This window comes from Candidatus Nitrosacidococcus tergens, assembly GCF_902810445.1.
In the GTDB taxonomy this organism is placed as follows: Bacteria; Pseudomonadota; Gammaproteobacteria; order Nitrosococcales; family Nitrosococcaceae; genus Nitrosacidococcus; species Nitrosacidococcus tergens.
This window is the reverse complement of sequence record NZ_LR778175.1, coordinates 805,483-819,348: the sequence shown is the minus strand read 5'-3', so window position 1 is coordinate 819,348 and position 13,866 is coordinate 805,483. Positions and strand designations below refer to the sequence as shown.

The 13,866-nt window shown below is 35.0% G+C and carries 15 protein-coding genes; 10 read left to right on the top strand and 5 right to left on the bottom strand.

From position 1 onward, the window contains the following. The first annotated feature begins 12 nt into the window (after window positions 1–12). From NSCAC_RS03975 to wsfD, 8 genes are all read left to right on the top strand, one after another. Window positions 13–1,179 carry a hypothetical protein gene (locus NSCAC_RS03975; protein ID WP_197745116.1) on the top strand — a complete coding sequence of 389 codons (1,167 nt, stop codon included), beginning with the start codon at window positions 13–15 and terminating at the stop codon, window positions 1,177–1,179. 209 nt (window positions 1,180–1,388) lie between these two features. Further along, window positions 1,389–2,525 carry a hypothetical protein gene (locus tag NSCAC_RS03970; RefSeq protein ID WP_197745115.1) on the top strand — a complete coding sequence of 379 codons (1,137 nt, stop codon included), beginning with the start codon at window positions 1,389–1,391 and terminating at the stop codon, window positions 2,523–2,525. Between the two features lie 14 nt (window positions 2,526–2,539). Beyond that, the gene (locus tag NSCAC_RS03965; protein ID WP_197745114.1) at window positions 2,540–4,135 is read left to right on the top strand and encodes an ArnT family glycosyltransferase; all 1,596 of its coding nucleotides are present in this window, start codon (window positions 2,540–2,542) and stop codon (window positions 4,133–4,135) included. Further along, window positions 4,126–4,512: a GtrA family protein gene (locus NSCAC_RS03960; protein ID WP_197745113.1), complete on the top strand. Its 387-nt coding sequence runs from the start codon at window positions 4,126–4,128 to the stop codon at window positions 4,510–4,512. Before NSCAC_RS03965 ends, NSCAC_RS03960 begins: the two co-directional genes overlap by 10 nt. Window positions 4,513–4,521: 9 nt before the next feature. After that, window positions 4,522–5,796 (top strand): FAD-binding protein, encoded by a 1,275-nt coding sequence (locus NSCAC_RS03955; RefSeq protein WP_197745112.1) that lies wholly within the window; start codon window positions 4,522–4,524, stop codon window positions 5,794–5,796. Beyond that, the gene (locus tag NSCAC_RS03950; protein WP_197745111.1) at window positions 5,793–6,533 is read left to right on the top strand and encodes an SDR family oxidoreductase; all 741 of its coding nucleotides are present in this window, start codon (window positions 5,793–5,795) and stop codon (window positions 6,531–6,533) included. Before NSCAC_RS03955 ends, NSCAC_RS03950 begins: the two co-directional genes overlap by 4 nt. 13 nt (window positions 6,534–6,546) lie before the next feature. Then, a complete protein-coding gene (locus NSCAC_RS03945) occupies window positions 6,547–7,140 on the top strand; it encodes an HAD family hydrolase (protein ID WP_197745110.1) in 594 nt (197 codons plus the stop codon). Window positions 7,141–7,152: 12 nt separating this feature from the next. Continuing rightward, a complete protein-coding gene (wsfD, locus tag NSCAC_RS03940) occupies window positions 7,153–8,613 on the top strand; it encodes a glycan biosynthesis hexose transferase WsfD (RefSeq protein WP_197745109.1) in 1,461 nt (486 codons plus the stop codon). Here the strand turns inward: wsfD and ampD are convergent. After that, window positions 8,603–9,184: a 1,6-anhydro-N-acetylmuramyl-L-alanine amidase AmpD gene (gene ampD / locus NSCAC_RS03935; RefSeq protein WP_197745108.1), complete on the bottom strand. Its 582-nt coding sequence runs from the start codon at window positions 9,182–9,184 to the stop codon at window positions 8,603–8,605. The two genes, wsfD and ampD, sit on opposite strands and share 11 nt — an antisense overlap. 13 nt (window positions 9,185–9,197) lie before the next feature. On the opposite strand from ampD, the gene nadC reads away from it, so the two are divergent. Beyond that, on the top strand, window positions 9,198–10,043 hold the full coding sequence (nadC, locus tag NSCAC_RS03930) for a carboxylating nicotinate-nucleotide diphosphorylase (protein WP_197745107.1): 846 nt from the start codon (window positions 9,198–9,200) through the stop codon (window positions 10,041–10,043). Here the strand turns inward: nadC and cysG are convergent. Further along, window positions 10,040–11,437 (bottom strand): siroheme synthase CysG, encoded by a 1,398-nt coding sequence (cysG, locus tag NSCAC_RS03925; RefSeq protein ID WP_197745106.1) that lies wholly within the window; start codon window positions 11,435–11,437, stop codon window positions 10,040–10,042. The genes nadC and cysG overlap by 4 nt on opposite strands. 111 nt (window positions 11,438–11,548) lie before the next feature. On the opposite strand from cysG, the gene NSCAC_RS03920 reads away from it, so the two are divergent. After that, on the top strand, window positions 11,549–12,406 hold the full coding sequence (locus NSCAC_RS03920) for an alpha/beta fold hydrolase (RefSeq protein WP_197745105.1): 858 nt from the start codon (window positions 11,549–11,551) through the stop codon (window positions 12,404–12,406). 6 nt (window positions 12,407–12,412) lie between these two features. Here NSCAC_RS03920 and ispF read toward each other — a convergent pair whose 3' ends face one another. From ispF to ftsB, 3 genes are read right to left on the bottom strand one after another with little or no spacing between them, the layout of a single operon-like run. After that, window positions 12,413–12,883 carry a 2-C-methyl-D-erythritol 2,4-cyclodiphosphate synthase gene (gene ispF / locus NSCAC_RS03915; protein ID WP_197745104.1) on the bottom strand — a complete coding sequence of 157 codons (471 nt, stop codon included), beginning with the start codon at window positions 12,881–12,883 and terminating at the stop codon, window positions 12,413–12,415. Between the two features lie 13 nt (window positions 12,884–12,896). After that, complete coding sequence (gene ispD, locus NSCAC_RS03910) at window positions 12,897–13,586, bottom strand: 2-C-methyl-D-erythritol 4-phosphate cytidylyltransferase (RefSeq protein ID WP_197745297.1); 690 nt, start codon at window positions 13,584–13,586, stop codon at window positions 12,897–12,899. Beyond that, window positions 13,586–13,861 carry a cell division protein FtsB gene (gene ftsB, locus NSCAC_RS03905; RefSeq protein WP_197745103.1) on the bottom strand — a complete coding sequence of 92 codons (276 nt, stop codon included), beginning with the start codon at window positions 13,859–13,861 and terminating at the stop codon, window positions 13,586–13,588. Before ftsB ends, ispD begins: the two co-directional genes overlap by 1 nt. Between the last annotated feature and the right edge of the window lie 5 nt (window positions 13,862–13,866).

Genomic DNA, 13,866 nt, shown 5'->3' with positions numbered 1-13,866 from the left:
AGGAAAAGCCTAATGAGGTTCTTAAAAGAAAAAAACGATCTTATAAAAATAGGGCTACTAGGGTTTTTCGCACTTTTAACTTGTCAATATTACACTTACCTCTACTTTAGAAAGGAAGTAGCAACTCCTGCAGTATATACCCATTACTTATTTAACTATCAAGATGAATTTGTTAAACGAGGCTTAGTTGGGGAAATTCTGAGACAATTAGGATTCCAAATGAGCCATGATGTATTTTACATTTTAGCTTATTCTATTTTTTTCTTGGTTTGTATTTCATTAATTATAGCTATTACTTATCCCTTTAGAGGATATTGGCGCTCTACTGGTTGTTTATTATTTTTTCTCTTTGTATTCTTTCATCCAGGTACTATTCAACATTTTCATTCTGACTTTGGTCGCACTGATGGTATTAATTTAATTTTAACCCTGTTATGCCTGTTTTTAGTTTCTAAAATTAGAAAACCATATATTAATATTCCAATTTGTTTGTTAATGATAATTGTTATTCTAATCCACGAAGCTACCTTATTTATGTATGTGCCGCTGGTGCTTGCTTTTAGTTTTTATTTGGATAGTAGTAAAGAAAACGTATTACAGCTAGTGATCTTAGCCAGTATCTTATTGCTGACAACCTATATAGTTTCTACTCACGGATTAGTAAAAAACAGTACTTTAGAACAACATTATACGAAATTAAAGAATATGTATGGAGCGTGTATAGAAGAAGATAGTGCCTACGAAATATGTGTGCGACATGATACAGTAGCCATACTTCATGATCGGGGTATCAAGAAAAATATAAACCTTGTTATTGATCTTATAAAAAATAAAAGCACCAATGTAAAAAAAACCCACAAAAGGATTTTTATCCTCTTGTGGCCTACGTTTTTAATTTATATTTTATTAATTTATGAAGAAATTAAAAGAAATGGCTATAGCAAAAAACTATTAGTGTTTGTTGCTGCATTAGGTCCTCTTGCTCTATATCCTCTGGCGTATGATTTTTCAAGATGGTGGGCATTAGCAGTGACTAACTTAATTGTGAGTACTGCTTTGATTGCAGGTACCGATCATCGCTTTCGAAATTTACTTATTTCCTTTTTTTACCGGTATCAAATTTTAGTAGTTATTGCAATTGCTATTTCCGTTAAGTTAGGCCCTCTACAGCTTATTTAACGAGGTTTTTTCCAATGCTCTTTCTTACACCCCCTATTGTTCAGATTGGTTATATACACACCTGTTATTTAACTACCAAGATGAATTTATTAAGCGGAGATTAGTTGGAGAGATTATTCACCAGCTAGGCTTTGCAATGAATTATCAGTTAGCCACTTATATATGGGGGAGACTCTATTTTTCAAAGAGTTTGAGCTCTACAATTAAAAATGCTTTTTAGAGAAACAGGGGATATTAGAAAAATCCTTTGGCTAGGTGTTTTTATATTCCTAGCCTTGCTTGCTCATCTTCTTCATAGTCATGGTCATACTGGTTTAGCCTACATAAATAACTGGAATTACACTCAATTTTTATTTGATTATCAAGATGAATTTTTAAAACGAGGATTATTAGGTGAAATCGTCCGCCAGTTAGGCTTTCAAATGAGCTATGAAGTAGCCAATATACTAGCCTACGGGATTTTCTTAGGGGTTTGTATTGCTTTGTCAGTAATGTTTATTCTACCCTTCAAAAGGGATTGGCAAGCTACTGGTTTTTTATTATTTTCTCTCTTTGTTTTTTCTCATTCAGGCACTATTCAGCACTTTTATCATGATTTTGGCCGAACTGATGGGATTAGTTTAGTCATCTCTCTATTTTCTATATTTATTATTTATAAAAGTAGTAACCTATTTGCCTATTTCTTTACTTACTTGTTAATGACTATAGGAATTTTAATTCATGAAGCTACTTTTTTTATCTATATACCTTTAGTCCTTGCTTTTGGCTTTTATTGGGATTCTTCTAAAGAGGCTAAAATAGTACTTTATTTGTTAGCTGGAGCTCTATTATTTACTACTTATATCATCTCTACTTATGGATTAGCACAACATAGTACGCTAACTGAGCACTATGAAAAACTTGTTAATATTTATGGAGATCAAGTACAACAAGATTCAGTAGCGGTAGTCCATGGTCGAGAAATTAAAGAAAATTTTGATTTTACAGTAGCACAGTTAAAAACAGAGAAAACAAAAATAAAACACCTTAAGCGGTTTTTTGTACTACTACCTACTCTACTGCTCATTGTTAGCTTAGTATTTAAAGATATTTGCAAAAATAGGGTTAGTAAAAAATTACTTTTATTTAGCTCTGCCTTAAGCCCACTTGCTTTATACCCTCTAGGAGCTGATTTTTTTAGATGGTGGGCATTAGCCTTAACTAATTTGTTTATTACACTTGCTTTAATTTCAGGTCTTGATAGCCAATTTCGAAAATTGCTCATTTCTTTTTTCTATCGGCATCAAATATTAGTCTTAGTAGCCATTTTATTTTCCCTTCTTCAAGGAGATATTGGTGTTAGCTAAAAACAGGTCATTAAATGAAAAAAATAAACTTAAAAGACTATACTACCTTTTTAATTTCTCTAATCCCGGCAATTTTTTGGTATATTTGGCTAATCAAAAAAGGAATTGCCCTTAGCCCTGATTCGGGAAATTACCTTTATTCTTCATTATTTATATTTAACCATTTTGATCTCTCTGCTTTGAGAACTCAGTGGCCTCCAGGATATCCGTTGTTGATCGCAGTTATGGAATTTCTACACCTCTCTCCTGCGGTCTCTGCAATACTAGTTGCGGCTATCTCGTTATTTTTTGTTATTTATTTTGTAAATAAAATATTAGACTTTTTTGAATTTGAATACGGAGTCTATCTAAGAATTTTCGCAGTAGCATTACTCATCTTTAATATTAATTTTATATACATATATCAATACGCATGGAGTGAGAATCTTTTTACTGCTTTCTCCCTAGCTATTGTTTATTTTTTAATGAAACACTATAAGACAGATCATTTTAAAAATTTAATTTTTGTTTCCATACTTGTATCGCTGACGGCACTCACTCGATATCTTGGTTATTATGCTATTTGTTTATTTGCTTTATATGTTTTTTTTATCAGAGCAATTGATAAGAAATTATTTACTTTTAGCTCACTTAAATATTATCTACTAGTAATAGTATCAACCATCCCATCTGTATTATGGGTAATTAGGAATTATTTAAAAGATAAAACTTTCCATGGGCCAAGAACTCCATCCCCTTGGGGTGCTTCAATAAATATTGAAAGATTTATAAATACTATTACAGGTGATAACCAAGCGATTTTATTTTTATGCTTGTTTGCTATTTTTCTTTTTTTATATAGCATGCTGATAAAAAAACAATTTAGCGATCTCAAGCAATATATTCCCATATGTATTCCGGTATTTTCCATGTGTATTTATGTTGGGCTAACAATTTATAGTGCAACGGTATCTTATTTTGATCCACTAGATACAAGGTTTTTTGCACCTATCTACCCATTTTTAATAATTTTCCTTTTTTGGATAATTGGTTTTGTATTGCATTTAACACGTCCAAGGGTAATTAAAAAAATATTCATTGCTGGGTTTATTGCTCTTGGATTCCAAGCACTGGTTGTAGAAGCAAATAGCTTTAAGGATTTTATATTTAAAAAATACAATCCTTATATTTATACTGAACTTGGTTACTACGATTCTAGTTTATTTAAAGATACTCGAGCATGGTTCTCTAAAATCCTTGCCCAAAACCGCTCAGTAATTAATCTCTACCTATTTGCAGATTATTTCTATACAGAGGAGAATTTCGTAAGGCGAGCTATGGCTAGAGTAGTACTTTATCGGGATAGACATTTTGATAAATACCAAACCTCTTTCAAGGCTACAGATCAGCATAAATTGCATTTGTTGTTGAAGGATAATCACGAGATTGAGTATCAACTTATTTATCATCCTAAATATTTCCTAGATGAACAAAGTTATGAAAATATTATTCATCATGGCTATATTGCTATATTAGACGATACAAGGTTTAAACAATTTTTGGCGTATAAATCCAATCCACCTTGCCAAATCACTAATTCTAGTGGTCATCACTTTATCCAATGTTTATAATTCTATATACTCTTTTTGCATTTATTGCTACAGGCATTAATCTTTTATTTCAGTGGCCTATCTTTCATTTTTTTGAAGGTAAATGGGTTTTATATATGGCACTGATAGTAGGAACCTTAGCAGGCCTAGTGACTAAGTATATTTTAGATAAAAAATGGATTTTTCGTTATGAAACGAAAAGTAAAAAAGATAACTTACAAAAATTCGGGCTTTATTCTTTGATGGGCGTATTTACGACTTTCATTTTCTGGGGTACAGAAATGGAATTTTTCTACTTCTTCTCCTTTGAAGGAGCTCAATATATAGGTGGTGCCATTGGTCTTGCTGTAGGTTATATGGTGAAGTATTTATTAGATCGTAAGTTTGTATTTGTTTAAAATTGCGTTATGAAAATATCAGGATGGGGGCGTTACCCAGTTATTGATGCAGAACCATTATCACATAGCTACCAAATCTGGAAAAATCCTTTTGTAACTACAGGAAATTTTCGTAGCTATGGAGATGCGGCTTTAGCTAAAGCTTACCTGCCCCAGAATCGGCAAAACCATATGCTCTCTTTTGATGAGCAAAGTGGGTTACTCACTTGTGAAACTGGCGTTTTATTTTCAGAAATTATTGAAGCTTTTCTACCTCGTGGCTGGTTTTTACCTGTAACGCCAGGAACGAAGTATATTACGGTGGGTGGTGCCATTGCCTCTGATGTTCATGGCAAAAATCACCATACTCAGGGTTGCTTTAGCCAATACTTAAAATCTTTTGTACTGCTGCTTCCTAACCATCAGTACTTTATTTGCTCGCCTACAGAAAATACGGATTTGTTTCATGCAACCTGTGGTGGGATGGGCTTAACTGGAATTATTACTCAAGCCTCTTTTTATTTAAAGCCCGTATCTTCTCAATGGATTAATCAAACTACCATTAAAACCAGTAATCTTGCAGAAACTTTTGAAGCGTTTGAAGCTCATCAAAGTGCCCCTTATTCTGTGGCCTGGATTGATTGTCTCGCTCAAGGAGAAAAATTAGGTCAATCCCTGATTATGGTGGGTGATTTTGCAACGGATGGAGATTTAGCTTACCAGCCCTCAAAAACTAAGCTTACTATTCCCTTTAATTTCCCTACATTTACCTTAAATCAATGGAGTGTTAAGGCGTTTAATGCTCTTTATTACGGTAAAGCCCCCCAAGGGATTTCCCAGCAAAAACCCCACATAGACACTTTTTTCTATCCTTTAGATGTGATTTCCCAATGGAATCGAATTTATGGTAAAAAAGGGTTTGTTCAATTTCAGTTTATTTTGCCTAAAACGGTGAGTTTTGATGGATTGACCACCATTTTACAACAACTTAAAAGTTTAGGTAGCTTTTTAGCGGTGCTTAAATTATACGGAAAAGAAAATAATAACTGGCTTTCTTTTCCTATGGAAGGTTATAGTCTTGCTTTAGATTTCAAAGCTCATCCAATTACGGTGAGACTAATTCAAGAAATCACTGATCAAGTAGTAGCATTAGGAGGGCGAGTTTATTTGGCTAAAGATGCACTGTTGACCAAAACTCAATTTGAACAAAGCTATCCAAATGTAGCGCGTTTTCGTAAGTTACGACAAGAATTAGAACTAAATTTACACTTTCAATCCTTACTCTCAAAAAGACTTGCATTATGAATCAAGGACAATGGATATTAATTTTAGGCGCAAGTAGCGATATAGCGATTGCTTGTGCTAGACGCTATGGAAAAGAAAAATATAACTTATATTTAGCCTCTCGTAATACAGCGGTGTGTGAAAAAATAGCTACTGATATTCAAGTACGCTTTAAAGTGACTACCCGAACATTGACTTTTGATGCCGTAGATTTTGCCAGCCATCAAAGCTTTTATGAAAGCTTACCCACAAAACCGATAGGGGTTATTTTTGCAGCCGGCTTAATGACTGATCAACAATCGGCACAGCAGGATTTTAATCAAGCAAAAGCAATGATTGATACTAACTATGCAGGTGCAATAAGCATTCTGGAAATAATTGCTCAAGATTTTACCCAACGCAAAGCAGGATTTATTGCAGCAATTAGCTCAGTGGCAGGAGATCGAGGACGACAAAGTAACTATATTTATGGTTCTACTAAAGCTGGATTAACTGCCTATTTAGCAGGACTAAGTCATCGGCTAAGCTTTTCTGGTGTTACCCTACTTACAGTAAAGCCAGGGTTTGTAAATACTAAAATGACTGCTGGTTTAAATTTACCTGATCGGCTTACTGCTCAGCCAGAAGAAGTAGCAGACGCTATTTTTGATGGGCTAATTAAGAAAAAATCAGTCATTTATGTAAAACCTATTTGGCGCTGGATCATGCTGATTATTATTCATTTACCCAATTTTATCTTTCATAGAACAAAATTATAGTTAAGCACTTTATATGCATAAGGGTATTGCGTTTTTTGACTTTGATGGGACTCTTACCTATCGGGATAGTATTGCTGATTTTATTTTATTTTCAAAAAGTTGGTCTCAAGTTCTATTAGGAGGGATAGTACTTTCTCCCACCTTACTTGCCTATGGTTTAAAACTACAGAATAACAGCCTTGCGAAAGGAAAAGCCCTGACTTATTTTTTTGGTGGTATGCCTGAAAGTGAATTAATAGAAAAAGGGCAGCAGTACGCTGAGCAAAGAATCCCCCAAATATTAAAACCCACTGGATTAGAAAAAATACATTGGCATCAACAGCAAAACCATAAAGTAGTGATTGTCAGTGCTTCTATTGACCTGTGGTTACAAGGTTGGACTAAAAGTCTGGACATGGATTTAATTGCCACCCAATTAGAAACAGTCAATGGGCTCATTACGGGTAAATATGTAGGCGAGAATTGCTATGGAGAGGAAAAAGTACGAAGAATCAAAGCAGCCTATGACGTAGATAATTATTCAGAGATCTATGCCTATGGGGACACCCCTGGCGATAAACCCATGCTTGCTCTCGCCCATTTTCCTTTTTACCGCCCATTTAAATAAGCTTCTATTGTATTGAAATCGCTCATACTCTTTGCTAAGAGACGTCACATTCCAATCCTTACCTATCTACTGATTACGGTAACTTTTCTTAAGATAGCTTTAGTCATTTTTACTCACCCTTTTATGGGTTATGCTAATAATTATGACTTTACAAGGCAATCTAGTTGCATTGGAATTTGGCAGTTCTATCCAGATAAGTTTAAAACTGAATCTAATCGACTGTACTCAGTCAATACCCTTATTTTTGATGGAGATCAAAGAAAACAAACTTGCCTAAAATCTATTGATAATGTATTTCCTTGGATAACTACTATTTTTCATACTATAGGAGATAGGATTGATTTTAGGGAAGTCTCTTTTTATAAAGTTACTTTTTTATTGATTCTACTTAGTAGTTTACTTTTTATCATTAAAGATGGAATAAATAGGCTTATTATTGCTTGGCTTTTTTTCTTGGTCTTTAGCGATCTCAGTAACTTACTTTATATTAATACATTGTATACTGATTTTTCGGTAATTTTAGGGCTATTTTTTGCCTTATTCAGCATAATTTATCTTATTTCGGTAAAGAAAAAAGAGATAAGTCTATCCCTAATTCTCCTTACTCTAGGCTCTCTGATATGGCTTGGTTTAAGTAAGCAACAATATATGCCTTTAGCAGTGATTCTAGGGTTAATAGGCAATGTTACTTTATTTCTGAAAGGATACAAAAAAAGTTGTATAGGAATATTATTACTTTCTTTGATACTTCCCTTAGCGTACAACCAGTTAAATCAGCCGAATTCAGAGAATATGAAAAGTATCAATTTAGTTAATAAAACCGACACTTTTCTCCAAACCGTATTAGCTGCTGCTACCAATAAAAAACAAGTATTAGCAAAGCTTGGGTTACCTCAATCTTGTTTAGAAGGAGTAGGGGTCAGTTGGTATGGAATAGAAGATCCATCTCATCACCCATGCTCAGAGGTTGAATATCTTAATCGATTTCAGATTATTGGTTTATTTATCACGGATCCTAAAATATTTTTTATTCCAATGAGTAAAGGTATCGCTGGAACATATCCTTATTATCCTACTTATTTAGGGCATCTAGAATTTAAAGATCATAACTTTCAATATACTAATAAGTACGGATTATTAAAAACTTCTTCCTTTTCTTATGTATTTTCTCAAGCTGTTCCCAAGCAATTATTATCTTTATTTACTTTATTTTTAATGATAGCGAGCTTGACTGTTTGTGTACTTTTAGTAAAATCGACTGCTCAAAATTCCTATCTAACACTATTGATATCCATGAACAGTTTAGGAAGTTTTGTTATGTTTTATTCCGTGTTTTCATCAGTGTTTGGCGACGGTTATATTGATCTCCAAAAACATGGTGTAGGATTTTTACTGGGGATGGCTTTTAATCTTACTGGGCTGATTTTTTTATTACCCTATATAAACGATAGGAAAATTTTACTTAGTAGATAGTAAGTAATTTTTTTAAATAATTCCAATCAAAACCCACGCCTGGATCGGTTTTACGTCCTGGAGCAATATGTTCATGACCTACAATCCGCTCAGTAGATAAACTAGGATAGGCGGCTATTAGTACTTGAATTAGCTGAGCAAGGACTTGATACTGGATTAATTCATAAGTAGTGGTATCTGTACCTTCAAGCTCTATGCCAATGGTAAAATCATTACATCGATTTCGACCTTGGAGAGAAGACACTCCTGCATGCCATGCTCTTTTATGAAAGGATACATATTGGGTAATGATACCTTGGCGAGTAATCAATACGTGGGTCGATACTTTTAAATGATAAATTTCCCGAAAATAAGGATGGACATTAGGATCAAGGGTATTAGTAAATAATCTATCAATCCAAGGGCCACCATATTCCCCCGGTGGTAAACTAATACAATGAATCACTAGCCAATCTATTACAGTATCAACAGGTCTTTCATCATAATTGGGGGAAATAAGATGGCGAGTATGGGTAAGCCAACCTTGGGAATCTATGGAAAAATTATTTAAGGGGATTAAGGGCGTGATCATTTTCTAAATATCTATGAATAATCATCATCAGAACCATAATATTGAAGCAGAAGTTCGCCAAGCCTTAGCTGAGGATATAGGCAGTGGCGATATCACCACTTCCTTAATTAAAAATACTGCTACAGTAAAAGCAACTGTAATTAGTCGGGAACCTGGAATTCTTTGTGGCATTCCTTGGTTTTCAGAGGCTTTTCGCCAGCTAGATTCTAACATTATGATTAATTGGATGTTACAGGATGGTGATTCTATTACAGCTAATCAAATTATCTGCACCCTTTTTGGATCTGCTGTTCCTATCTTAACAGGAGAACGGACTGGCTTAAATTTTTTACAAACCCTATCAAGTACTGCAACGATTGCTCATGCCTATGCCACCGCAATTTTAGGATTACCTACTAAGATTTTAGATACCCGTAAAACGATTCCGGGGCTACGTAATGCCCAAAAATATGCGGTACGTTGTGGTGGTTGCCATAATCATCGCTATGGATTGTACGATGGGATTTTAATTAAAGAAAATCATATTTTAGCGGCAGGTTCTATTACCCAAGCTATTCAACAAGCAAAAAGAAATAACCCTAAGAATCTACCAATAGAAACGGAAGTAGAAAATCTTATTGAATTTCAAGAAGCATTAGATGCAGTAGCAGATATTATTTTACTTGATGATTTTCAAATTTCAGATCTTATTAAAGCAGTTGAGCTAAATCAGAAAAGAGCAAAGCTAGAAGCCTCTGGCGGTATTAATTTAGGCAATGTTCGCCAAGTTGCAGAAACTGGCGTGGATTATATCTCTATTGGTGCTTTAACTAAAGATATTAAGGCCATAGATTTATCCATGCGGTTTCAATATACCTAGGCTAGGTTCGATGGATTAAACCACGCAAACTGATCATGAAGTTTGACCACTTCACCAATAATAATTAAGGTAGGTGCCTGAATCTCTTTCTTGGCAATAAGACTAGGCAAGGTAGCTAAAGTACCTGTAAACACCTTTTGATTTGTTGTAGTACCCTGTTGAATGAGTGCAACTGGCATAGCACCTGTCATTCCATGACCTATTAGCTTTTGGCATAATAAAGGAAATCCTGCTAATCCCATGTACACCACAATGGTTTGTTGAGGCTGTACGAGTGCTTGCCAATTTAAATCTAGTTGACCATCTTTTAGTTGACCAGTAATAAAAATACAGCTATGGGCATAATTCCGATGGGTTAGAGGAATTCCACCATAGCAAGCACAACCTGAAGCTGCACTAATACCAGGAACAACTTGAAAAGGAATCTGTTCAATCACTAAATGAGCGATTTCCTCTCCGCCTCTGCCAAAAATAAAGGGATCGCCACCCTTTAACCGCAATACCCGCTTTCCCTCCTTTGCGTAGGTTACTAATAGACCATTAATTTCCTCTTGTCGCAAGCTATGCCAGTTTCTTTTTTTTCCCACGTAAATTCGCTCAGCTTCCCGCCTAACTAAGCCCAAAATTTCTGGGCTAACTAAGCGATCATAGAGTACAATATCGGCTTGTTGCATTAACCGCAAAGCACGAAAAGTAAGTAAATCTGGATCACCGGGTCCTGCCCCTACTAAATATACCTCTCCTTGGCAAAGATCTTGATGAGTAATTAATGCTTGATCTAGTGCATTACTCGCTTCCTGTTCTTGACCAGCTAATACTTTTTCTCCAATGCTTCCTTGGAGTATTTTTTCCCAAAATACTCTTCGTGCTTTAGGATCTGTAATATAGCGTTTTACCTTGCTGCGATAATAAGCTGCAAAATCAGCAAGGCGACTATAACTATGGGGAATTAAAGATTCCAGCTTAGCACGTAATAACCGAGCAAGGATTGGAGATCCTCCCCCGGTAGATAGAGCTATTATTAAAGGCGATCGATCTACAATCGCAGGAAAAATAAAAGTACAAAGTTGAGGACTATCCACTACATTTACCAATATATGACGTGCTTGTGCTAACTGGCTAATTTGCTTATTAAGTTCCTGATTACAAGTAGCGGCAATAACTACATGATAGTCCTTTTGAATATCAGTTTTTTGAAATGGTTTTTGCTGTATTTGGATAGATCCTACTTGTTGGATAAGTATTTGTAATTGCTCGCATATTTCTAAAGCAACAATCGTAACTATTGCTCCTGCCTGATAAAGCAATTCTACTTTTCGAGTAGCTACTGCCCCGCCCCCTACTACTAAGCATTTTTTTCCCTGCAGGCTTAAAAAAATAGGTAAATATTTCAAAAAAATAGAAATTTATAGTAATAAATTAAAATATAGAGCACTTCTTTAGTCTAAATTTTAGATAAAACAAACGAATTCAAAAATATTTTTAATTGAAATAGATATGCTTTTATGAGGTTAAAACATCAATTTATAAAAGTAAATGGTATTAACATACACTATGTTCGCCAAGGGCATGGCAAGAAATTAGTAGTATTATTGCATGGATGGCCTGAATTCTGGTACAGCTGGCGGTATCAATTACCAGAACTAGCTAAAAAATTTACTGTTATAGCCCCAGACTTAAGAGGGTTTAATCTTTCAGATAAGCCTAGTAGAGTAGCATGTTACCAAACTAAATATGTTATACAAGACATCTATGAACTTATAAAACAACTTGGGTTTCATCAAGCTTTTATTGTAGGTCACGATTGGGGGGGAGTAGTTGCTTGGCATTTTGCTACTTGCTTTCCAAAGCTAACTGAAAAGTTAGTTATTCTCAATTGCCCTCACCCTAAATTAATGATGAAAAATCTCCTTGCGAACCCCCGTCAGCTGATAAAAAGTTGGTATATGATTGCCTTTCAGATCCCAATGATTCCAGAGCTAATTCTGAGTAAGACTCTAAAAAAATTTTTTCAATCTAATATGCAAGGCTGGCTCTTTAATAAAGAGCATATTAATGGTAGGGATATTAACCTCTATGTTAATGCTTTTAAGGAAAGAGATTCATTAACCGCTTCTCTAAACTATTATCGTGCTGGGTTTCGCTATGGAGTCAATAGGGATTTACGTAATAAAAAAGTAGAGGTTCCCACAAGAATTATTTGGGGCAAAAACGATAAAGCTTTAACTACTGGCCTTAATAAAAAATTGGATAAAGTAATGAATACCAGGTATGAAGTAATATATTTAGATTCCTGTAGCCATTGGATTCAGGTGGACTGCCCTCAAGCAGTAAACGAGCTATTGTTCACCTTTTTTAATTAAATACCTTTACTCTTCCAATAAAACGACTGCATGGGCAGCAATACCCTCAACTCTACCAATATAACCCATCTTTTCTGTAGTCGTAGCTTTAATATTTAATCGATTAATAGCAATGCCGAGGCTAGGAGCTAATGTTTCTTTCATACTTGGAATATGGGCAGCAAGCTTTGGTTTTTGGGCAACAATGGTAATATCCCCATTACTTAGAGTTAAGTTCTGCTGACGTACTAAATCCATCACATGTTGAAGTAATTTCTGACTATCTGCATTTTCAAAGGCAGGATCTGTATCTGGAAAGTGCTGACCAATATCCCCTAAGGCAGCAGCGCCTAGTAAAGCATCACATAGGGCATGAATCACTACATCTCCATCTGAATGGGCAATGATACCCTGTTCAAAAGGAATTTTTACTCCACCAATAATTAGATCTTTTCCAATGCCAAAGCGATGGACATCAAAACCATGACCTACCCGCATTTTTTTGCTACTCCTATCTATTTAAAAAAAATTCTGCTTGGATAAGATCTTGAGGATGAGTAATTTTAATATTACTTCCATGCCCTTCTACTAAATAAGGAGTATACCCCGCCTGCTCCATAGCACTAGCTTCATCAGTAACGTAGTTACCATGATTAATTGCACTGACTAGTGCATCATAGAGCTTTTTGCATCGAAACATTTGGGGGGTGAGTGCTCGCCATAAATTTTCCCGACTCACAGTAGTTACTACTTCTCTTTGATTGCTACCTCGTTTTAAGGTATCACTTACTGGTAATGCGAGTAATCCACCTACGGAATGGCTATCTAGAGTTTCAATCAATAAATTTAAATCCATTTGTTGCAAGCAAGGTCGGGCTGCATCATGAACTAAAACCCAATCTTCTGGATTTGCTAATGTCTGCAAATACACCAAACTATTAAGTACGGAGTGACAGCGTTCTTTGCCTCCTGCAACCCTTGTAATTTTTGGGTGCTGCTCAGGGAAATACTGTGACCACCAAGAATCTTCATCAGAAGTAGCCACTATAATTCCTTGAATAGCCGGGTAATCCAAAAATACATTGATGGTATGCTCAATTACAGTTTTTCCTAAAAGAGGGAGGTATTGCTTAGGAATTTGGTTACCCATTCGCTTTCCTATTCCTGCAGCAGGAATAACCACCCAATAATTAGGAGAGATCATTTTTCAATAACTTGAAAAAACGTTTCATTTTTTTTAATCATCCCTAGCTCACTTCTTGCCCGTTCTTCTATAGCTTCTAGCCCATTTTTTAAATCTTGCACTTCAGCATTTAGAAATTGATTACGTTCCAAAAGCCCTTGGTTTTCTTCCTGTTGTTGTGCAATAATTCGATTTAGACGCTGCAATTCTTTAAGACCATTAGGCTTTATCCATATACTATATTGAAGTGATATTAATAATCCTAATAAAATAAGTAATACAATAAATCGCACAAGAT

Bases quoted from the DNA above. Each gene is read 5' to 3' on its own strand.
- NSCAC_RS03975 (WP_197745116.1), top strand. From the start codon at position 13: ATGAGGTTCTTAAAAGAAAAAAACGATCTTATAAAAATAGGGCTACTA.
- NSCAC_RS03970 (WP_197745115.1), top strand. From the start codon at position 1,389: ATGCTTTTTAGAGAAACAGGGGATATTAGAAAAATCCTTTGGCTAGGT.
- NSCAC_RS03965 (WP_197745114.1), top strand. From the start codon at position 2,540: ATGAAAAAAATAAACTTAAAAGACTATACTACCTTTTTAATTTCTCTA.
- NSCAC_RS03960 (WP_197745113.1), top strand. From the start codon at position 4,126: ATGTTTATAATTCTATATACTCTTTTTGCATTTATTGCTACAGGCATT.
- NSCAC_RS03955 (WP_197745112.1), top strand. From the start codon at position 4,522: ATGAAAATATCAGGATGGGGGCGTTACCCAGTTATTGATGCAGAACCA.
- NSCAC_RS03950 (WP_197745111.1), top strand. From the start codon at position 5,793: ATGAATCAAGGACAATGGATATTAATTTTAGGCGCAAGTAGCGATATA.
- NSCAC_RS03945 (WP_197745110.1), top strand. From the start codon at position 6,547: ATGCATAAGGGTATTGCGTTTTTTGACTTTGATGGGACTCTTACCTAT.
- ampD (WP_197745108.1), bottom strand. From the start codon at position 9,184: ATGATCACGCCCTTAATCCCCTTAAATAATTTTTCCATAGATTCCCAA.
- nadC (WP_197745107.1), top strand. From the start codon at position 9,198: ATGAATAATCATCATCAGAACCATAATATTGAAGCAGAAGTTCGCCAA.
- NSCAC_RS03920 (WP_197745105.1), top strand. From the start codon at position 11,549: ATGAGGTTAAAACATCAATTTATAAAAGTAAATGGTATTAACATACAC.
- ispF (WP_197745104.1), bottom strand. From the start codon at position 12,883: ATGCGGGTAGGTCATGGTTTTGATGTCCATCGCTTTGGCATTGGAAAA.